General features: G+C 43.9%; 16 protein-coding genes. 11 read left to right on the plus strand and 5 right to left on the minus strand.

Annotation, left to right across the window (positions count from 1 at the left end):
* Positions 1-3: 3 nt before the first annotated feature.
* Positions 4-1,488 (plus strand): MBOAT family O-acyltransferase, encoded by a 1,485-nt coding sequence (locus CLV59_RS08430; RefSeq protein WP_111591564.1) that lies wholly within the window; start codon positions 4-6, stop codon positions 1,486-1,488.
* Here CLV59_RS08430 and CLV59_RS08435 read toward each other — a convergent pair.
* A complete protein-coding gene (locus CLV59_RS08435; protein ID WP_111591705.1) occupies positions 1,485-2,411 on the minus strand; it encodes a helix-turn-helix transcriptional regulator in 927 nt (308 codons plus the stop codon). The two genes, CLV59_RS08430 and CLV59_RS08435, sit on opposite strands and share 4 nt — an antisense overlap.
* Before the next feature lie 166 nt (positions 2,412-2,577).
* On the opposite strand from CLV59_RS08435, the gene CLV59_RS08440 reads away from it, so the two are divergent.
* Positions 2,578-3,894: a porin gene (locus tag CLV59_RS08440; protein ID WP_211323769.1), complete on the plus strand. Its 1,317-nt coding sequence runs from the start codon at positions 2,578-2,580 to the stop codon at positions 3,892-3,894.
* On the opposite strand, the gene CLV59_RS08445 is transcribed toward CLV59_RS08440, so the two are convergent.
* The 3 genes from CLV59_RS08445 to CLV59_RS08455 form a co-directional block, all read right to left on the minus strand.
* Positions 3,891-4,946 (minus strand): sensor histidine kinase, encoded by a 1,056-nt coding sequence (locus CLV59_RS08445; protein WP_245950833.1) that lies wholly within the window; start codon positions 4,944-4,946, stop codon positions 3,891-3,893. The genes CLV59_RS08440 and CLV59_RS08445 overlap by 4 nt on opposite strands.
* A gap of 135 nt (positions 4,947-5,081) precedes the next feature.
* Entirely contained in the window at positions 5,082-5,765 is a 684-nt protein-coding gene (locus CLV59_RS08450) for a response regulator transcription factor (RefSeq protein WP_111591566.1), read from the minus strand.
* 234 nt (positions 5,766-5,999) lie between these two features.
* Complete coding sequence (locus tag CLV59_RS08455) at positions 6,000-6,731, minus strand: DUF1003 domain-containing protein (RefSeq protein ID WP_111591567.1); 732 nt, start codon at positions 6,729-6,731, stop codon at positions 6,000-6,002.
* 192 nt (positions 6,732-6,923) lie between these two features.
* Between CLV59_RS08455 and CLV59_RS08460 the strand changes: the two genes are divergently transcribed.
* From CLV59_RS08460 to CLV59_RS08500, 9 genes are all read left to right on the plus strand, one after another.
* Complete coding sequence (locus CLV59_RS08460; RefSeq protein WP_111591568.1) at positions 6,924-9,122, plus strand: hypothetical protein; 2,199 nt, start codon at positions 6,924-6,926, stop codon at positions 9,120-9,122.
* A gap of 22 nt (positions 9,123-9,144) precedes the next feature.
* On the plus strand, positions 9,145-10,908 hold the full coding sequence (locus CLV59_RS08465; RefSeq protein ID WP_111591569.1) for an ABC transporter ATP-binding protein: 1,764 nt from the start codon (positions 9,145-9,147) through the stop codon (positions 10,906-10,908).
* Positions 10,909-11,136: 228 nt separating this feature from the next.
* Positions 11,137-12,282 (plus strand): F0F1 ATP synthase subunit A, encoded by a 1,146-nt coding sequence (gene atpB / locus CLV59_RS08470; RefSeq protein WP_245950834.1) that lies wholly within the window; start codon positions 11,137-11,139, stop codon positions 12,280-12,282.
* Positions 12,283-12,319: 37 nt separating this feature from the next.
* Positions 12,320-12,592: an ATP synthase F0 subunit C gene (gene atpE, locus CLV59_RS08475; RefSeq protein ID WP_111591571.1), complete on the plus strand. Its 273-nt coding sequence runs from the start codon at positions 12,320-12,322 to the stop codon at positions 12,590-12,592.
* A gap of 82 nt (positions 12,593-12,674) precedes the next feature.
* Positions 12,675-13,169, plus strand: coding sequence for a F0F1 ATP synthase subunit B (atpF, locus tag CLV59_RS08480; RefSeq protein ID WP_111591572.1), 495 nt, complete (start codon positions 12,675-12,677; stop codon positions 13,167-13,169).
* Between the two features lie 54 nt (positions 13,170-13,223).
* The gene (gene atpH / locus CLV59_RS08485) at positions 13,224-13,781 is read left to right on the plus strand and encodes an ATP synthase F1 subunit delta (RefSeq protein ID WP_111591573.1); all 558 of its coding nucleotides are present in this window, start codon (positions 13,224-13,226) and stop codon (positions 13,779-13,781) included.
* A gap of 82 nt (positions 13,782-13,863) precedes the next feature.
* Positions 13,864-15,441, plus strand: coding sequence for a F0F1 ATP synthase subunit alpha (gene atpA, locus CLV59_RS08490; protein WP_111591574.1), 1,578 nt, complete (start codon positions 13,864-13,866; stop codon positions 15,439-15,441).
* Positions 15,442-15,859: 418 nt separating this feature from the next.
* Complete coding sequence (locus CLV59_RS08495) at positions 15,860-18,016, plus strand: TonB-dependent receptor (protein WP_111591707.1); 2,157 nt, start codon at positions 15,860-15,862, stop codon at positions 18,014-18,016.
* A gap of 24 nt (positions 18,017-18,040) precedes the next feature.
* Positions 18,041-18,697, plus strand: a complete 657-nt coding sequence (locus CLV59_RS08500; protein ID WP_111591575.1) for a tetratricopeptide repeat protein — start codon at positions 18,041-18,043, stop codon at positions 18,695-18,697.
* A gap of 79 nt (positions 18,698-18,776) precedes the next feature.
* Here the strand turns inward: CLV59_RS08500 and pdxA are convergent, their stop codons facing one another.
* Positions 18,777-19,838, minus strand: coding sequence for a 4-hydroxythreonine-4-phosphate dehydrogenase PdxA (gene pdxA, locus CLV59_RS08505; RefSeq protein WP_111591576.1), 1,062 nt, complete (start codon positions 19,836-19,838; stop codon positions 18,777-18,779).
* Positions 19,839-19,876 lie beyond the last annotated feature (38 nt).

Raw genomic sequence — 19,876 nt, forward strand, 5'->3', positions numbered from 1 at the left:
CCAATGATTGACATCAACAAGTTGTTAAACCTGCTTCGATACGACCCGAATGATCCGGTTCTGTTTAACAGCGCTTTCTTTCTTTATTATTTTGCCGTATTCCTGATGTGCTATCTGGCAGTGCATCGCAGTAAAGCAGGCCGCGTATGGGTATATACCCTCTTCTCCCTGTTTTTCTTCTATAAAGCCTGCGGATACTATGTAGGACTGGTGATCCTCTCGGCCATAGTGGATTTCAACCTCTCCAGGTGGATTCACCGAGCCCCGAAACGATCCACCAAAACAACGCTGCTCGTCATAAGTATAATCCTGAACATTGGATTACTGTTCTATTTCAAGTATACCAATTTCTTCATCGGCATCATCAACGACTTTGCCGCCGGAAATATTCCGCTGCTGAAACTGACTTTACCTATTGGTATTTCCTTCTATACTTTCGAAAATCTCAGCTATACCATCGACGTATACCGGGATGAACTGGAACCCGTGGATAACTTCATGGACTACCTGTTCTTCCTGTCGTTCTTCCCTAAACTGATGATGGGACCTATCGTGCGTGCGCATGATTTCATCCCGCAAATTTCTAAGCCTTACTTCATCGATTCTGATGATATTGGTAAGGGAATGTATTTGATTATCAGTGGGTTGTTTAAGAAGATAGTCATATCAGATTTTATATATCAGAACTTCGTACAGTACATCTTCGATGATCCAAGTAAACATACAGGATTGGAATGTCTGCTCGGTGTATATGGCTATGCAATGGTGATTTACTGCGACTTCTCCGGATATTCCGATATGGCGCTTGGTATTGCCCGCTGGACAGGTTTCAAAATTCCTCCCAACTTCGACTCGCCTTATCAAAGTAGTTCTATCACAGAATTCTGGCGTCGCTGGCATATTTCGCTGTCCAGTTGGCTGCGAGATTACCTGTATATCCCATTAGGCGGTAACCGTAAAGGAAAAGTAAGACAGTATATCAATCTGGGACTGACCATGTTGATAGGTGGCTTCTGGCACGGGGCAAGCTGGAACTTCATCTTCTGGGGCGGTATGCACGGAAGTATGTTGGCGGTTGATAAAGTACGTATCGACTATCTGAAGAAAAGAAATATCACCTTCGAAGGCTGGAAAGGTAAAGTCCTGAAAGTACTGGGCATCCTGTTTACCTTCCATTTCGTGTGCTTCTGCTGGATCTTCTTTAAGGCAGCCACCTTCCATGATGCATGGTCCTTGATACATCAGATTGCATATGACTTCCAGCCAGAAATCTGGAAAGAATTATATACTGGTTATACCGCAGTGTTCTGGGTAATGCTGATGGGCTTTGTTTTGCATTTTATGCCGAAGAAAGCCGAACTGTCTATGGAAGGCGCTTATGCAAAAATTCCGGTGGTAGGCAGCGTAGCAGTAATGGTAGCATTTGTATGGTTGCTGGTACAGGTAAAAAGTACCCAGCCAATGATACCTATCTACTTCCAGTTCTAAGCGCTGTAGCGTCTTTCCCAGGGGATAAAGATTTCACACTCCGACAACCCTGTGAGCGACATATAGAACAGGTTGCTGTTCATTTTAAAGAATCCCTGACGACAACTCGTATTGATAAAATTATACATGGGCAAGCCGGCATCGGCGAAGCCCATGTTTACTTTTAGGAACTTGTAATTACAAGCAGCCATCTCTTTTTGCAGCAGATGGCAAGTATGAAACCCGAATTTTATCTGTCTGTGAATCACCTCATAAGCCTTGTTGTTAGGCACTTGTAATCCCACATACATCATCATTTTCTCATAGGCCACTACCGGAACGGCATCCAGTGTTCCCGTGATGATCCGGGCATCCGGAATCATCAATGTGGAACGGATGATATGGAATTGCTGTATATAATGCAGCATATGCGCCACCATATTTCGGATAGGATCATGTTGACTGGGTAATATCGTATAGTACAGGGTGGACGCATTTTCCTGGATTTCCTCCAGATGATCCATGCAAAAGATGTCGTCCTGGGTTTCTGGTGAAGCCGTAATGCTTTGTGTTTTATTGAGTGTGGCTAGTTCGTTAGGGAGATAGAGCCTGTCTCGGTAGGCGGTTGGCGATAACTCATGTTCCTCTGCGAAGGCCTTGCTAAAGGAATGGATATTATTATAACCGCAACGTTCCGCTATCTGGCTGATGCTAAAGGGCGAATGCCGCAGCAACCCGCCTGCATTTTCCAGCTTTCTCCTTTTCGTAAACTGTTTGAACGATTCCTCTTTTAAATCCTCGAACCTCCTGCTAAGCGTTTGGGCATCTACACATAACTGATCTGCTACCGCTGTAATGGACAAATCCAGGGATAAATTATTGTCGGTAATGGCGATGGCCCTGTCTACCAGCTGTTGCCAGTGGGCCCTGGTATTGTTTCGCATGGCGAAATATTTATAGGAAGAAGTTCGGGTAATGCAGCTGTTTTTTTGTTTACCAATACTGTTAAGTTGAGTGATTAACGAACGATTAACATGAAATTGATTGGTTAACAATCACATAAAAAATCAATAACGAAATATTAATTTTGCGGGCAAATTTCACCCGCGGATGCGTTTTGCTAAGATTCTACTGGTAGCACTTTTGCTGACAGGCACCTCCCTGACTGTCAAAGCCCAGTTCCTCATGGATATGATTGATACCACCACAGAGCTGGGAAAAGGAATGATCTCCATGTACCATAAATACGATGCACTGCGCTTCAGCGGCTACATCCAACCCCAATTCCAGATGGCCTCCAAACGAGGAGCCCCTTCTTTTGCAGGCGGCGACTTCAATCCCCAGTCAGATAACCGCTGGATGCTTCGCAGGGGCCGTATTCGCGTCGACTACGAACGGTATAATGATAATGATATGCCCATCGTGCAATTTGCCTTCCAGTTCGACGGTACGGAGAGAGGCGTCGCCATCAGAGACTTCTACGGCCGTTTCTTTGAAACAAAATTCAACCTCTTTTCCATGGCCGCCGGTATGTTTGCGCGCCCTTTCGGTTATGAGGTCAATCTCTCTTCCGCAGACAGGGAAACGCCGGAACGCGGACGCATGTCTCAAACATTGATGAAAACAGAACGTGATCTGGGCGGTATGATCTCCTTCGAACCCCGCCGCAAAGATCATCCCCTGCGATTCCTGAAAATAGATGCCGGTTTATTCAATGGGCAAGGACTTACCGGCCCAAGCGACTTCGATAGCCATAAAGATTTTATAGGCCGTATTGCTGTAAAACCACAGATAATTAATAAAGATAAATGGCTGCTTTCCGGAGGCGTATCTATCCTCTATGGCGGCATGCAGCAATTCACCGATCATATCTACACGATGGATAAGGGATCTTTTAAAGTAGATTCTTCTGTGGAAAATGCGGGTAAAATAGCGCCCAGACATTATTACGGCGCAGATATGCAGTTGAAAATTCCGAATGGTCCGGGTAAAGGCTGGACACAGTTCAGAGCAGAATATATCAGAGGAAAACAAACAGCTACCGCCAACACGACTGAAACGCCGGGGATTATTCCGCTGGACCCTGCCGGGAAATATGCGCCGTTATATATCAGGAATTTTGATGGGGCTTACCTGTATTTTATCCAGAACTTAGGCAGTGTAAAGCACCAGGTGGTAGTGAAGTATGATTGGTACGATCCCAATACGGATGTCAAAGGAAAACAAATAGGGGCGCCTGGTTCAGGAACTACCCCTGCGGATATACGTTTTAATACCCTTGGATTCGGGTACCTGTATTATGCAAATGAACATCTGAAGTTCACCGTCTATTACGACATGGTAAAAAACGAATCGACCCAGCTGCCAGGTTATACATCTGATATCAATGATAACGTGCTGACCTGCCGGGTCCAGTACCGTTTTTAGAATTCGCCTCTTCCGGATTCCAGCGTGAAGCCGAAAGTACTGCCAATCTCCGGTTTACTTCTAACCGTAATAGATTGGTCATGGGCTTCCACGATATGTTTTACGATAGCAAGACCAAGTCCGGTACCGCCAATATCTCTGCTTCTGGCGCGGTCAGTACGGTAAAAACGTTCGAACACGCGTGGCAGATGTTCTTCCGCCATACCGATACCATCGTCGGAGATTTCGATCAGTACGCGTTTGCCGTCCATATTGTAAATGCTGGCAATGGTATGACCATCTGGTTTACCATACTTGATAGAGTTATCCACAAGGTTAATCAACACCTGACGGATTTTCTCTTTATCAGCCAGTACGTGAATCGGCGTTTCGCAGCCTTTCTTGATACTGAATTTGATGCCTTTGGTGTTGGCTTTGAGAGACAGCGTGTCAAATACGTCCTTCAGTAGATCCTGAATAACAAAATCCTCTACATTGACTGTCATCTCCCCACTTTCCAACTTCGATATTTCGTCCAGATCATCCAGCAAACGACAAAGACGATCAATATTTTTGGTAGCGTTTTTCAGGAATAATTTATTCACACTCGGATCTTCCAAAGCCCCATCCAGCAAGGTGTGAATATAACCTTGAACCGCGAAGATGGGCGTTTTCAACTCATGGGAAAGATTCAACAGAAACTCTTTACGGAACTCCTCATTTCTGCGGAGATTTTCCAGTTCTTCTTTCTTCTGACTAGCCCATTTTTCCACATCTTCACTTACTTCTTCAATGGTCTTTAAAGGAAGAATATTCTTGTTGAAGAACTCTTCTCTTTTAGAGGCCTTGGTTTGGTAAATGAATTTGTAAATGAGTTTTATTTTCCTGTAGATGAAGTTCTGCAGGGTATAAAGATACAGGTAATAAGACACGAGGAAAGTGAGCACGAATGCGCCTGCAACTACTTTCCAGTCGCCATCTACAAGTAGGCTGCCTAAAGCTATTACTATCGAAACAACCAGTGCAGTGAAACCCGCGAGTTTTTGCGGGGAAAGGTTTTTAGTCTTGAACATACTCCAAAGTGAGTAATTATTGTAATAATGGGAAATTACATTAAATTTTCTTCTTGCCATAAAAAAGCAGTGGCTGTGAGCTTTTCAGCTACAGCCCGCATGGTTTTGTTAGAATGTTTTGATGCTCAGGAAAGATTACATTTCGAACTTGTAACCTACGCCTTTTACGGTAGTAATCAGATCGATACCTATTTTCTGGCGGATTTTTCGAATGTGTACATCGATGGTACGGTCGCCCACAATCACTTCAGTACCCCATACCTGGTTCAGGATTTCATTGCGAAGGAATACGCGGCCTGGTTTAGAAGCCAGTAACTGCAACAGTTCGAATTCTTTTTTGGCAAGAATGATTTCCTGACCCTTATAAGTCACAGTAAACTTCTCCCTGTCGATGATCAGATCGCCGAGTTGCAGCTGTTGCTCTTCCGGTTTGTGCAAACGACGGAACAACGCATTAATACGGCTTACCAGCAATTTAGGTTTGATGGGTTTGGCAATGTAATCATCTGCACCCATGTTCAGTCCATCGATTTCAGACTTCTCATCGTTGAGGGCAGTTAAAAACAGTACCATTGTATCTTTAAATTCTGGGAATTTGCGGATTTCACGGCAAGTGTCGATGCCATTCTTATTGGGCATCATGATGTCCAACATAATCAGATCAGGACGGAATATCTTCGCTTTCTGGATAGCCTCATTGCCGTCTTTTGCAGTTACAGTATCATAACCGGCAGACTTCAGATTATAACTGATGATCTCAAGAATATCCAGTTCATCATCTACTACCAGGATTTTTCCAGCTACGGCTTGGTCTATCATAAATTTAGCTTTAATAAAGACGGCACAAAATTATAAACTGCGCCCTGTGATTAATGGAAAAATAACATTATGAAATTGTTAATTCAGCATGGGTGGCCATTTTCATCTTATCCTGCAAATTTACTGTAAAAAAACGGAGGCAGCCTTTATTATGAATAAATGAATATAATATGTAAAGTATAATTAATTAATATAATTATAATTAGTAATTATGGAGACACGAAGTTGTCATACCTATTGGGCTTCTCCATTCTTATGATTAGTGCCATTTTTACGTAAGGTTCCCATGATTTTCTCCATCATATCCAGTTGGGCTTGTTGTAATTCCAGCATATCCTGTTGCTGAGTGATAATCAGATGGTCAATTTTTTCATGAAGGATGCGTACTTCCAGCTCTGACTTCAGGTTGATCATATAGTCATTCTTGGCTCGTTGGCGATCCTTATCTTCCTGTCGGTTCTGACTCATCATAATCACCGGAGCCTGGAGGGCTGCCAGGCAGGAGAGTATCAGGTTGAGCAAAATGAATGGATAGGGGTCAAAGCCTTTGTTGAAGAGGAACCACGCGTTCATAGCCATCCATACCAGGATGAATGCAATGAAAATGATGATGAAGGTCCAGCTGCCGCCAAAATCTGCTATTTTATCCGCCAATCGTTGTCCCAGTGTCAGAGGAACCTGTTCTGCATCATCTTCCAGTTTATCGGATAAAGTCTGGTCGTTTTTCAGGGTTTCCAATACCTGTCTTTCTACGATGCTCAATTCGCCCATCTCCTCTGAGAACAGTCGGTCGTAGAACAGATGCCGGTACTTAGAAAGCTCCGACATAGAGAGATGACATCTGTGGTTAAATTCAGGATGCTCGCTCTTAATCATCTTCATAATGGATGGTCGAACGAGTTTAGCGCTTACTTTTTCGTTTGCGGGGAAAAGATTTCCAGAAACGTCACTTTTGAATGTCTCCATAATCAATTGTTATTTAACACTTAATGGCATTCCGTTGTTATGGTTAAAGTATGATTTTCCTGGGTTAGATTATAAAGATATAGGAAAATCATATTTATTTGTGGTTAAAAGCTAATCGTTAACAGCAACAATCACGCTAAGATTTAAATTGGTTGTAAATTTGCTGATAGGAAGGCTGAAAAGGAAAAAATAATGAGGAAAGTTTTAATCATGTTCTTGCTGGCTGTTTGTTCAAGCAGCTGGGTGCACGCACAGAGCAGTCATTTGCAGATCCCTATCTCCAGACAGGGATTTCATGATAATATCGATAAGGAACAGGCTATGGCGGCCAAGTTCGACGGTAAAGCCGACGGACTGGTACATGTCTCCGATGACCAGACAATTAACCTCCAGGTAACGAATGCCTTGATTAAAGAGGTGGATGATATGCAGGTAGAAATTGAAAGAGACAGTTCCCTGGATCATCGCCTGAAGGTAAAGTACCTGACTGGCCTGTATGTGGTGTTGAAGGACTATAATTTTAAAAGAAGTCATCATCTCCTGGAACCAGAAGAAGCCCCATCCATTATTCATGCATATCACAACATGATGCGGGCTGATATTAAAGGCAAGAGCGTTGCTCCTTATATTCAGGGTCTGTCATATGAAGGCACTTTAAAGCTCATTGAAGTCTTCAAAGACAATCCTGGTTATGATGATGCAAGAGGGATCGTATTTGGTAAATATGCTTTCAATCACCTCGAAGATATTATGCCTAAACTAAGTCAGTACCTGGATTATCCTGGTACCGATTCTATTGTGGCAGCAGTGGCTCGTAAATACCCTAACCAGGTATTGACTTATGCCACTTCTTATACGCCGATGGCCAGCGCTATTCGCAGGAATCCGGACCCAATTGTACAAACCATTGTACAGATTGGCCGTTCGAACCAGAGCACCCGTATTTTACCTTTCATTGATGAAATTCTGAATGGCACTACTACTTTAGAGAAACTGGAGAAAGTAACAGAAACCGATCGTTCCTATTATCGCCAGATGGTGAAATCCATGATTGCGATGCAGAAAATGAGAGCGGAAGGTAAAACGCCTATAGGTCTGAAAGCCATGATGGAGAATATGCAGGCCAAATCGCTGCTATATATCCGCGAAGTGAATGATCTGCATGAAGAACCGGCACCGGTACGCTTCAAGATTGTAAATGACTTTACGCCGGAAGAACTGTACTATCTGATCGTAAATGGTCAGGAAGAACTCTATACTTCCAGTTATACCAACCATAACAACGCCGGTTTATACGACCAGATGATGGCCCGTATGAAGCCTCCGCGTGGGGATAGTTTACTCATGATGGTGAATTTCGACCGTTTCAAGAAGTTCATCGCAATGGCAGCAGGTTTCAATACGCTGGACAACTTCCTCAAGTCTATGGCGCCAGAGAACTCCAACTATCTGATGCAGAAATATGTACAGAACCTGGAGAAAACCGAAGACCTGGAAGACGCAGTAGATGTGGCCAACTCTTTTGGTAGTATCCGCGATCCTAAACTGCTGGACTTCCTCCGTGCAGAGGTGCGTAAGAATCTGGCTTATGTTAAAAAACATGACGACCGCAGAGGAACTGTTATCTACCAGCTGTTAAGCAGTCTGTTTGAAACAGAATCTGTCAACGAGAACGATTCTTCCAAAGCCACTGATATGGCTGCCAAATTCTCGTTACCTCCGATTAACTACGTAGCTTATAATAGCCTCGAAAGCGATAGCGGCCGTGTCTACCAACAGGTATTCTTCTATGGCGACAAAGACGGACAGGAATCTTTCGCCAGCTTCATGACCAACTTCCCTGCAGGAGAATGGAAAGTGCAGAAAAATAAATATTGGGCACAAATCAGTTCACTGAAAGGTAAACCGACCACTATATTTGCAAATCTGCCGGTGGATGAACCGGCTGATAAAGAAGCCATCGCAAAATTGTCCGATTATCTGGATGAAAATGACATACATCCTAGTATCTTTATACACCGTGGACACAGTTACCATGTGAACACTACCCTGGAGAACCTGCAGAGTTCTGCAAAAATTGTGATCCTGGGTTCCTGCGGCGGTTATCATAACCTGGCAGTGGTGTTGGAAAAAGCGCCGGAAGCGCATATCATTTCATCCAAACAGGTAGGTACCCGTTTTGTGAATGAACCAATTATCCGTAGCCTGGAAGATGTGATCAGAAGCGGCAAAAATGTAGACTGGGTGATTATGTGGGCGCAGTTAGCCAAGAAATTTGCAGGAGATGCCCGTAACAAAGAATTATTTAGCGATTACGTACCTCCTCATAAAAACCTGGGAGCGATCTTCATTAAAGCTTACAGGCAGATCATGAAAGACGAAAAGAAATAATAGCAAAAACATCAGAACGATCGTGGAAAATCTGGCAGTAAAGAAAGTATTCGATTTTAGTTTATTGAGACGTATCTTCTCATTTGCTGCACCGTATAAGCGGTCCTTCTATGTTTCTATGTTTCTGACAGTGGTGTTGGCGGTCATCTCGCCGCTGCGCCCTTACCTGATCCAGGTAACAGTTGACAAATACATCGCTAACCAGCTAACACGCATGCTGGTAACGGTAACAATTATACAGATAGCCTTACTACTGTTGGAAACGGTAGTAAGGTTTTTCTTTTCCTACCTGACCAACTGGCTGGGACAGTCAGTAGTAAAGGATCTGAGAGTAACGGTTTATAAGAAAATCGTACATCTGAACCTCGCCTTCTTCGATAAAACCCCGATTGGTACCCTTACTACCCGTACCATCAATGATATTGAGGCGATTAATGATGTGTTCTCTGAAGGGATTATCAGTATAGTGGCAGACTTACTGATGATCATTGCCATTTTGGTGGTGATGTTTATGGAAGACTGGCGTCTTACGTTAGTCAGTTTATCTCCTTTCCCTATCCTGATTATAGCTACTTACATTTTTAAAGAGAGTGTGAATAAGTCTTTTTACCGGGTGCGTAATGCCGTATCTGCGCTGAATGCGTTTGTGCAGGAGCATATTACCGGTATGGTGGTGGTGCAGGCATTTACTGCCGAAAAGAGAGAGCAGGCGCGTTTCCGCCAGATCAATAAAGATCACCGGGATGCGAATATTGATGCCATTTTCGCTTATTCAGTGTTTTTTCCTGTGGTGGAAATTATCCTGGCGATATCGTTGGGATTGATGGTGTGGTGGGGCGCCAACAAAGTATTGAATTATGAAGTAACCCAGGGGGTGATGATTGCTTTTATCATGTACCTCAACATGTTATTCCGTCCGTTGCGTATGCTGGCGGATAAGTTCAATACCCTGCAAATGGGGATGGTAGCCAGTGAACGTGTGTTCAAAATCCTTGATAATGAGGATTATATCCCTGACCATGGTAAGGAAACCGGGAAAGATATGAAGGGGGCTATCTCATTTGATCATGTTTCGTTTGCCTATGTGGATGATCGCTATGTGCTGAAGGATATCACTTTCGATGCAAAACCCGGCGATACAGTAGCAATTGTGGGGCATACGGGCTCTGGTAAAACTACGATTATCAGCATTTTAAATCGATTATATGAGATTCAGCAGGGCAGTATCAAGATAGATGGAGTGGCATTACCGGATTACTCATTGCATGCGTTGAGGAGTAGGATAGGGGTGGTGCTGCAGGATGTGTTCCTGTTTGCCGGATCGATTTACGATAATATCACCTTGCATAACAGCGCGATTAGTAGGGAGGAGGTGATATCTGCCTCAAAACTCATTGGTATTCATGATTTTATTATGCAGTTGCCTGGGAATTATGATTACCAGGTAATGGAAAGGGGAAGTACTTTGTCGTTAGGGCAGCGTCAGTTGATTTCATTTGTGCGGGCGTTGTTGTATAATCCGGCCATTCTGATTTTGGATGAAGCGACCTCTTCTGTGGATACGGAGTCGGAGATGCTGATTCAGCATGCTATTGATAAGTTGATAGCGGACAGAACGTCTATCATTATTGCCCACAGGTTGTCTACGATTAGCAAGGCGGATAAGATTATTGTGTTGGATAAGGGAGAGATTAAGGAGATGGGTAGTCATGAAGAATTGTTGAAGTTGGAAGGCTTTTATTACAAGCTGCATAGTATGCAATTTAACGCCTCGGCGGCGGGTTAATACATGGTGAAAAAATAAATATAACTTTTTACGAATAAGATGCTCCAAAAACGGTGGTAATCGCTCTAAAAAATGCAATAGGATTTAAGTTATAATCCTCTGAGCGTCAACTACATTATAATATACCCTCCTTTTTTTTCATTATCGCTGAATTTTTGAGATAAAAACGTTTATCTTTGCGCAAAATTTCAGAAAACGGTGATTTCATTCAGTCGGTTCAAACATAGTATGGTAGCACTTGTGATGGCCTTAGTCCTTCACAGTTTTGGTAATTCTGCTTATGCAGCGGTAAACAACGAGGGCGGCGAGGCTGCGGCTCATGCTACCGAAGCGCATAAAGAGGCTAAAAAGGGCTTCGATGCAAAAGAAGTAATTCTTGGACACGTAAAGGATGCCCATGACTGGCACATTATGGATTGGGGTGAGCATCCGATAAGTATTCCACTGCCTGTGATTATTTATAATCCTGCGCGTGGAACATCTGCGTTTATGTCTTCTGCTTTCGAGCATGGTCATGCTGTAAAGGATGGCTATATGATCGTAACGGAGCATTACCGTGAAGAGAAAGGTCTGGCTCAGGCTAAATATCCTACTGGAACTATCATTGCGGTAGATGGCCAGCAGAATCCTACAGGCGAGAAGATTTACGATCTTTCTATCACGAAGAACATCACTTACATGTTCATTGCGTCTGTGCTGTTGGTTATCATGATGCTGAGTGTAGCGAAAGCTTACAAAACGCGTGGTAGCAAGCAAGCGCCTAAAGGTTTCCAGAGTTTGATGGAGCCGGTGATTATCTTTATGAGAGACGAAGTAGTGAAACCAAACATTCCTGGTAAAGCTGCTGACAAATACACTCCGTTTATTCTTACTATTTTCTTCTTTATCCTCATCAATAACTTGATGGGACTGTTGCCAGGTTCTGCCAACGTAACTGGTAACATTGCTGTAACTGGCGCATTGGCTATTATTAGCTTCATTGCGATCCTGATCAGCACCAACAAGCATTTCTGGGGTCACATCTTCAATCCTCCAGTACCGGGTGGCGTTAAAATCATCCTGGCGCCGGTAGAGCTGATTGGTGTGTTCACTAAGCCTGTGTCACTGGCTATCCGACTGTTCGCCAACATTCTGGCAGGTCACATTATCATTCTGAGTATCATTTCCCTGGTATTTATATTCGGCGGTCTGAACAAGGCAGCTGGTTATGGCTTCCTGCCAATCACCATCGTTTTCAACATCGTAATGATGATGCTGGAAGTACTGGTGGCCTTTATCCAGGCGTTCATCTTCGCTACGCTGACTGCAGTATTTATTGGTCAGGCGATGGAAGGTGCTCATGATCACGATGATGCACACGCTGCACATCACTAATTAACTTGTTCATTTTAAATTCAAATACATATTCATTATGGCACTTTCAACTGTTTTAATGCAAGCTGCTGCTGAAGCTGCAAACAACGTTTCTGGTTTAGCTAAAGCTGGTGGTGCAATCGGTGCTGGTATCGCTGCTATCGCAGCTGGTATTGGTGTTGGTAACATCGGTAAGAGCGCTCTGGAATCTATCGCTCGTCAGCCAGAAGCTGCAAACGACATCCGTGCAAACATGATCCTGGCAGCTGCGCTGGTAGAGGGTGTTGCCCTCTTCGGTGTAATCGCTGGTCTGCTGGCGGTAGTTATGTAAGCCAAACTCTTTACTGCATCTGGAGCACAGGGCAAAGGATGCAGTAATCTTTCCAATCAAAAACTAATTAAATCCTCGTAATATGGATCTGTTGATACCAGCAGCTGGCTTATTTATTATCTCTTTAGTCATCTTCCTGATTGTATTCGTTATCCTGAAGAAATTTGCATGGACTCCGATCCTGTCTGTTCTGAAGGAAAGAGAAACTTCCATCGCTGACTCTATCGCTTCTGCTGAAAGAGTAAAAGATGAAATGGCGCAGATGAAAGCAGAGCACGAACATGTGCTGGCTGAAGCAAAAGCTGAAAGAAGCAAAATCCTGAAAGAAGCTAAAGACGCAAAAGATCAGATCATCGGCGAAGCTAAAGCGCAAGCGCAGGCAGAAGCTAAAAAGATCATCTCTGAAGCTTACACCGCTATCGAAAACCAGAAAATGGCTGCGTTAACGGATGTAAAAAACCAGGTAGGTAACCTCGTTATCGAAGTAGCTGAGAAGGTACTGAGAAAAGAACTGTCTGATAAATCAGCACAGGAAGGTTATGTAAAACAACTGGCACAGGAAATCAAACTGAATTAATCTGACTCTACACCGGCTGTAACAAGTTGGTGAAAAGCTAAAGCGATAAGCAATATGCAGAATCCCCGTTTAGCATCCCGATATGCAAAATCATTGATAGACCTGGTTCTCGAAAAGAACCAACTGGAAGAAGTGCATACCGATATGCTGTTTTTACAACAGGTGATGAAATCAAACCGCGACGTGGTACTGCTGCTCAAAAGCCCGATCATCAAGGCTGATGCTAAGCAGAAGATCCTCGACGCCGTTCTGAATGGCCGTGTTAATTCCACTACACAGCTGTTCATCAAATTACTGGTAAGCAAAGGCCGTGAAAGTTTCCTGCCTGAGATTGCCGTGGAATTTGGCAAACAGTATAATGTGATCAAAAACATTAGAACTGTTAACCTTACTACCGCAGTTCCTATGGAACAAGCTACTCTGGACATGATCCAACAGAAAGTGGCGGTAGGTAACCAGCAAGTGAAACTGGAAGCAAAGGTAAATCCTGAGCTGATCGGTGGATTTGTACTGGAAACTGGGGATCAGTTGTACGATGCTTCCGTTCAGAATGAACTGAAAAATCTGAAACAACAATTCAATAAGAATATCTACGTATCTGAGATACGTTAAAAATACAGCAGCCGCTGCGTACACGCAAAGCTGTTGTCGTTACTTTAATTTACTCTAACGACTCTTTTTAAAAATCATAATTATGGTTGGTATTAAACCTGATGAAATTTCGGCGATATTACGCCAGCAGTTAAGCAACTTCAATGCTGACGCCAGCCTGGAAGAGGTAGGTACAGTATTGCAGGTGGGTGATGGTATCGCCCGCATTTACGGTTTGGGTAACGTTGGTTACGGTGAACTGGTTGAGTTCAGCAATGGCGTTAGAGCAATTGCACTGAACCTGGAAGAAGATAACGTAGGTGTGGTATTGATGGGTGAATCAGCAGGCATTAAAGAAGGTGATAAAGTACGCCGTACTAAACAAATCGCATCTATCAACGTAGGTGAAGGTATGGTTGGTCGTGTTGTAAATACACTGGGTGAACCAATCGATGGTAAAGGCCCAATCACTGGTGAACTGTACGAAATGCCACTGGAGCGTAAAGCACCGGGCGTTCTGTTCCGTGAGCCAGTAAAAGAACCACTGCAAACAGGTGTTAAAGCGATCGACGCTATGATCCCTGTAGGTCGTGGTCAACGTGAGTTGGTTATCGGTGACCGTCAGACAGGTAAAACTGCTATCTGTATCGATACCATCATCAATCAGAAAGAATTCTACGAAGCTGGTAAGCCAGTATATTGCATTTACGTAGCTATCGGTCAGAAAGCTTCTACCGTTGCTGGCGTAATGAAAACTTTACAAGAAGCAGGCGCAATGGCTTACACCATTATCGTAGCTGCAAACGCTTCTGATCCTGCTCCACTGCAGTTCTACGCTCCATTTGCTGGTGCTGCTATTGGTGAGTTCTTCCGTGATAGCGGTCGTCCTGCACTGATCGTTTATGATGATCTGTCTAAACAGGCTGTTGCTTACCGTGAGGTGTCCCTGCTGCTGAAACGCCCTCCAGGTCGTGAAGCTTACCCAGGTGACGTATTCTACCTGCATAGCCGTTTGCTCGAGCGTGCTGCGAAAATCATCAACAAAGATGAGATCGCTCGCCAGATGAACGATCTGCCAGAATCTATCAAACACCTGGTTAAAGGTGGCGGTTCCCTGACAGCATTGCCTATCATCGAAACACAAGCTTCTGACGTATCTGCTTACATCCCTACCAACGTAATCTCCATCACCGATGGTCAGATCTTCCTGGAAGGTAACCTGTTCAACGCCGGTATCCGTCCTGCGATCAACGTAGGTATCTCTGTAAGCCGTGTGGGTGGTAACGCTCAGATCAAATCCATGAAGAAAGTATCCGGTACCCTGAAACTGGACCAGGCACAATATCGTGAGATGGAAGCCTTCTCCAAATTCGGTGGTGACCTCGATGCTGCTACCAAAGCCGTTATCGACAAAGGTCAGCGTAACGTGGAAATCCTGAAACAGCCTCAGTTCTCTCCACTGTCAGTGGAAAAACAAGTAGCTATCATCTACCTGGGTACCAACGGTCTGCTGCGTGAAGTTCCTGTTAAACAAGTGAAAGCATTCGAAGAAGCTTTCCATAACGAAATGGAAGTTCGCCTGCCAGATGTTCTCGCCGAATTCAAAAAAGGTAATCTGCCTGAAGACGGTCTGAAGAAAATGGTTGCTCTGGCAAATGAACTGAAAGCTAGATTTGTATAATCTTACTCAGTAATATTTTAAAAGGCCCTCCGCTTAGCGGAGGGCCTTTTTGTTTATCAACCCATTCCATTCCGTACCTATTCTCACATTGCCAGCCTCAATGATTTATGTTACCAGCCTATTTTTTATATCTGAGTGGCCCACATTACTAAGGGTTACCGTTAAATGTGCAGTAGCGAACTTATAAAGGCTGGATAGTATTACTCCGATAAATGGAATTTTCGCCGGTATCGGTATTGCTTTTTTGCCGGTATTATCATGTTACCGGGAGATGACATTCGCTCGTAAATGCTTGGTGGTACAAGGGTTATCGGTAAAACGCCTGGTATACTCGGTCAAATTGACCGAATATACCAGGCGTTCTTTTGCAGTAGTGGAAAACCGCTCTAATTTTGGTCATAAATCATCCCCTATAGATATGTTATTATTCAACCGACTTCTAATCTTAACTATATTCTTCCCGGCATGGCTGTCCGCACAGGTGCGAATTACCGGTAAAGTCACCGATACAAAAAAGCGTCCGCTGGCAGGCGTAAACATTGCGATCAAAGATTCCTATGACGGAGCTGTTACGCAAGCGGATGGATCATTCTCCTTCTCTCCCTCAACTACTGGCGAACTGACACTCTTCGCTATACTGAATGGTTATCAGTCGCTGGAAATGAAAATCAATACTGCTACAAATGAACCGCTGAATATTGTAATGAAAAGCGCTGCTAACTCACTGAAAGTGGTTACTATTGCTGCCGGTAGCTTTGAAGCCAGTGATGATAAGAAAAATACAGTATTGAAGCCATTAGATATAGTGACAACTGCTGGTGCAGGCGCAGATATCGTAAATGCCATTAAAACATTACCAGGAACGCAACAAACCAACGACCGCGAAGGCCTCTTTGTAAGAGGTGGTACTGGCTACGAAACACAAACTGTTATCGATGGAATGCTGGTGAGAAACCCATTCTACAGCGGTTTACCGGATATGCCTGGTCGCGGACGATTCTCTCCCTTCCTTTTTAAAGGAACTACTTTCAGCAGTGGTGGCTATTCCGCTCAATATGGCCAGGGCCTTTCCTCTGCACTGATCCTGGAGTCCAATGATTTACCTACCCGTTCTTCCTCTTCTGTAGGCGTTTCTGTAATAGGCGTCAGTGGCGGTCTGGAAACGCTGGCAAAGGATAAAAAGACTTCTTATGGCGTGGAAGCCGATTATACCAATCTGGCTCCTTACTTCAATGTTTTTAAACCTAAACAGACAGTTAACCTCGGCCCTGAAATCATTGGTACCTCTGCGAATTTCCGTCATAAAACCTCCAAAACAGGTATGCTGAAATTCTATGGATATGCCAACTGGAGTAATATGGGCTTCTCTTATAACAGCCTGGAATATCCTGGAAATACAGAATCTTACCAGGTACGCAACAACAATATCTATACAAACCTTACTTATAAGGAAAGTCTGGGTAACGACTGGAAACTCTTTGCAGGCGCATCTTTCAGTACTAATAAAGACAGGATAAAGACAGACACGCTACCTAAGTTTCCGCTGGAATCCAATATCGGCATAGGTTCAGATCTGACTCAAATGAAAGTGATGTTGACAAAAGGATTGGGACTGTTCTCTGCACTGCGCTTTGGTGGCGAGTATCAGTATGCGGCAGAGAGGTCTTCCTTCAACCAGTACAACCTGAATTATGCCGACAATTACACTGCTGCTTTTGCAGAAACAGATGTCTTCTTTACCCATAGTCTGGTAGGTCGGTTTGGCGGTCGTGCAGAATATTCTTCTGTATTGGGTAAAATGAACTTTGCGCCGAGGGCTTATCTGGGATACAGAACAGGCGTTCATAGCCAGGTGTCTGTTGCTTATGGCGATTACTATCAGAAGCCAGAACCACAGTATATCCGCTACGACAGATCCATGGATTATATGAAGGCCACCCACTACATTGCTACGTACCAGGTAATGAGTAATGATTACACTTTCCGTACAGAGTTGTATTACAAGAAATATAAAAATCTGGTAAAAACGGTACCAGATTACAGCAATAACGGGGACGGATATGCGCAGGGTTTTGAGTTATTCTGGAGGGATCGCAGATCCATTAAGGGCCTTGACTACTGGGTATCTTATTCTTACCTTGATACCAAACGTAACTATCTGAATTACCCTTACCAGGTGCAGCCGGACTTTGCAGCCAATCATACGGCGAGCTTAGTTACAAAATACATGATCACCAAGCTGAGTACTAATGTGGGATTGACTTACAGCTTTGCCAGCGGAAGACCTTATTACAATCCTAATCAACCGTTGGATAAGTTCATGACTGACAGAACAATTACCTATAACTCAGTAGGCGCCAGCATCAGTTATCTGACCTCTATCCGTAAAGCATTTACAGTAATTGTATTCCAGGTGACTAATGTGTTGAATAGTAAACAGGTATTCGGATATCGTTATAGCAGCGATGGTACGCGCAGGTCAGAAATAACGCCTAATACGCCGCGCTTTATTTACCTGGGTATGTTTATGAACTTCGGTACAGACAGACGTCAGGATGTAATCAATAACCTTTAATTCTCTCCTTTAAATCAATTTAATATGAAACGCTTCTTTTTATCTTTTTTGATGATTGCCGGAGTATACTCCGCTACTATGGCTCAAAGTGCACAGTATGAGCAAGTAATGAGCAAAAATATCACAGAACTGGAAAGCCCTTCCACCTTTACGCCTGCCGGTCTGACAGAGAAAGCCGCCCTGTTCGAGCGCATTGGAGATGCAGAGAAAACACAATGGCAACCATATTATTATGCCGCTTATTGCAATGTGATGAATGCGCTGGTTACTACAGACAGAAACAAAGTAGATGGTCTGGCAGATCAGGCAGAAGCAGATATTACCAAAGCAGAACAGATGAGTCCAAAGAACTCTGAAATCTCTTGTATTAAATCATTGATTGCGACTGCAAGATTGAAAATAGATCCAATGAACCGTGGCCAGCAATATGGACCTATAGCTGCATCGGCATTGGAAGACGCAAAGACGCAGAATCCGGAGAACCCACGTGTTTATATGCTGATAGGACAATCGCTGTACTTTACGCCAGAGCAGTTTGGCGGTAGCAAAGAGAAAGCTAAGACCTTATTTGAACTGGCATTGCAGAAGTTTGCAGCATTTAAACCGGCATACAAGCTGGATCCTACCTGGGGAGAAGGTTATACCCGTGGATTGTTGAAGTCGGCGACAGAAGGAAAATAGTAAATTGGTTTAAGGTTGATAATAAAAAAAATCCCGTCCAGCGTATGTTGGACGGGATTTGTTGTTGTAGAGAAATAATTTATTCAGACGCGAGTTCTGTTTTCTTCAGTGGGTTTCTCGTATTATCGGCGTAGCGTTCGCGTTGTTCGAGGATGTCCAGGCAGGTAAAGATGGCCTGTCTGAAAGAGCCTGGGTCTGCGATGTTCTTTCCGGCGATATCGAAGGCGGTGCCATGATCCGGAGAGGTTCTAACGATGGAAAGACCAGCCGTAAAGTTGGTTCCTTCGCCGTTGCCGAGGGATTTGAATGGGATCAGGCCTTGATCGTGGTACATGGCCAGAACGCCATCAAACTGGTTATACATTTGACGGGCAAAGAAGGCGTCGGCACTGTAAGGGCCGAAAGCCAGGATGCCGCTATTATTAGCTTGTTTGATAGTAGGGGTGATCACATCGATTTCTTCTGTGCCGATCAGACCATCATCGCCGGCATGCGGGTTCAGTCCCAGTACGGCGATTCTTGGTTTATCGATACCGAAATCCTTAATCAGGCTGTCTTTCATCATATGAAGCTTAGCCATGATGTTTTCTTTCGTCACATATTTGGATACCTCTGCGAGGGGTACATGTTCAGATAGCAGGCCTACCCGCATATTATCGGCGGTCATTAGCATCAGTACGTCCTTTGCGCCGAAGGCATCGCGGAGGTAAGGCGTATGGCCGGTATAGTTGAATTTCTCGCTCTGGATATTGTTTTTATGGATAGGAGCCGTTACCAGACCGGAGATATAACCATCTTTCAGGCATTGGATGGCTACTTCCAGCGCACGGGCAGCGTATTTGCCGCCAGCTTCATTCAGTACGCCCGGAGTAATCTGCACTTCTTCTTCCCAGCAGTTATAGACGTTTACCTGTTTATGATTCAGGCGGGTAAAGTCTTTAATGGACTGGTAATTGAAGTTGTTTTCATTCATCAGCTTTCTGTAGAAGTTGATGGTTTTATTGGACGCGAAGATAACTGGCGTACAGAATTCCATCATTCTGTTGTCCAGAAAGGTTTTGATAATGATCTCTGCGCCTATACTGTTAATATCACCTACGGTGATGCCAATTACCGGTTTGTTCATATTGGGAGTACTCATGCTGTTAAGCGTCAATAATGGGCAAAGATAAGAGAAAC

It is taken from the genome of Chitinophaga dinghuensis (assembly GCF_003259435.1).
In the GTDB taxonomy this organism is placed as follows: Bacteria; Bacteroidota; Bacteroidia; order Chitinophagales; family Chitinophagaceae; genus Chitinophaga; species Chitinophaga dinghuensis.

What these genes read in the sequence shown, in the direction of transcription:
- CLV59_RS08430 (WP_111591564.1), top strand. Translation starts at nt 4, where the DNA reads ATGATTGACATCAACAAGTTGTTAAACCTGCTTCGATACGACCCGAAT.
- CLV59_RS08435 (WP_111591705.1), bottom strand. Translation starts at nt 2,411, where the DNA reads ATGCGAAACAATACCAGGGCCCACTGGCAACAGCTGGTAGACAGGGCC.
- CLV59_RS08440 (WP_211323769.1), top strand. Translation starts at nt 2,578, where the DNA reads ATGCGTTTTGCTAAGATTCTACTGGTAGCACTTTTGCTGACAGGCACC.
- CLV59_RS08445 (WP_245950833.1), bottom strand. Translation starts at nt 4,946, where the DNA reads ATGTTCAAGACTAAAAACCTTTCCCCGCAAAAACTCGCGGGTTTCACT.
- CLV59_RS08450 (WP_111591566.1), bottom strand. Translation starts at nt 5,765, where the DNA reads ATGATAGACCAAGCCGTAGCTGGAAAAATCCTGGTAGTAGATGATGAA.
- CLV59_RS08455 (WP_111591567.1), bottom strand. Translation starts at nt 6,731, where the DNA reads ATGGAGACATTCAAAAGTGACGTTTCTGGAAATCTTTTCCCCGCAAAC.
- CLV59_RS08460 (WP_111591568.1), top strand. Translation starts at nt 6,924, where the DNA reads ATGAGGAAAGTTTTAATCATGTTCTTGCTGGCTGTTTGTTCAAGCAGC.
- atpB (WP_245950834.1), top strand. Translation starts at nt 11,137, where the DNA reads ATGGTAGCACTTGTGATGGCCTTAGTCCTTCACAGTTTTGGTAATTCT.
- atpE (WP_111591571.1), top strand. Translation starts at nt 12,320, where the DNA reads ATGGCACTTTCAACTGTTTTAATGCAAGCTGCTGCTGAAGCTGCAAAC.
- atpF (WP_111591572.1), top strand. Translation starts at nt 12,675, where the DNA reads ATGGATCTGTTGATACCAGCAGCTGGCTTATTTATTATCTCTTTAGTC.
- atpH (WP_111591573.1), top strand. Translation starts at nt 13,224, where the DNA reads ATGCAGAATCCCCGTTTAGCATCCCGATATGCAAAATCATTGATAGAC.
- atpA (WP_111591574.1), top strand. Translation starts at nt 13,864, where the DNA reads ATGGTTGGTATTAAACCTGATGAAATTTCGGCGATATTACGCCAGCAG.
- CLV59_RS08495 (WP_111591707.1), top strand. Translation starts at nt 15,860, where the DNA reads ATGTTATTATTCAACCGACTTCTAATCTTAACTATATTCTTCCCGGCA.
- CLV59_RS08500 (WP_111591575.1), top strand. Translation starts at nt 18,041, where the DNA reads ATGAAACGCTTCTTTTTATCTTTTTTGATGATTGCCGGAGTATACTCC.
- pdxA (WP_111591576.1), bottom strand. Translation starts at nt 19,838, where the DNA reads ATGAGTACTCCCAATATGAACAAACCGGTAATTGGCATCACCGTAGGT.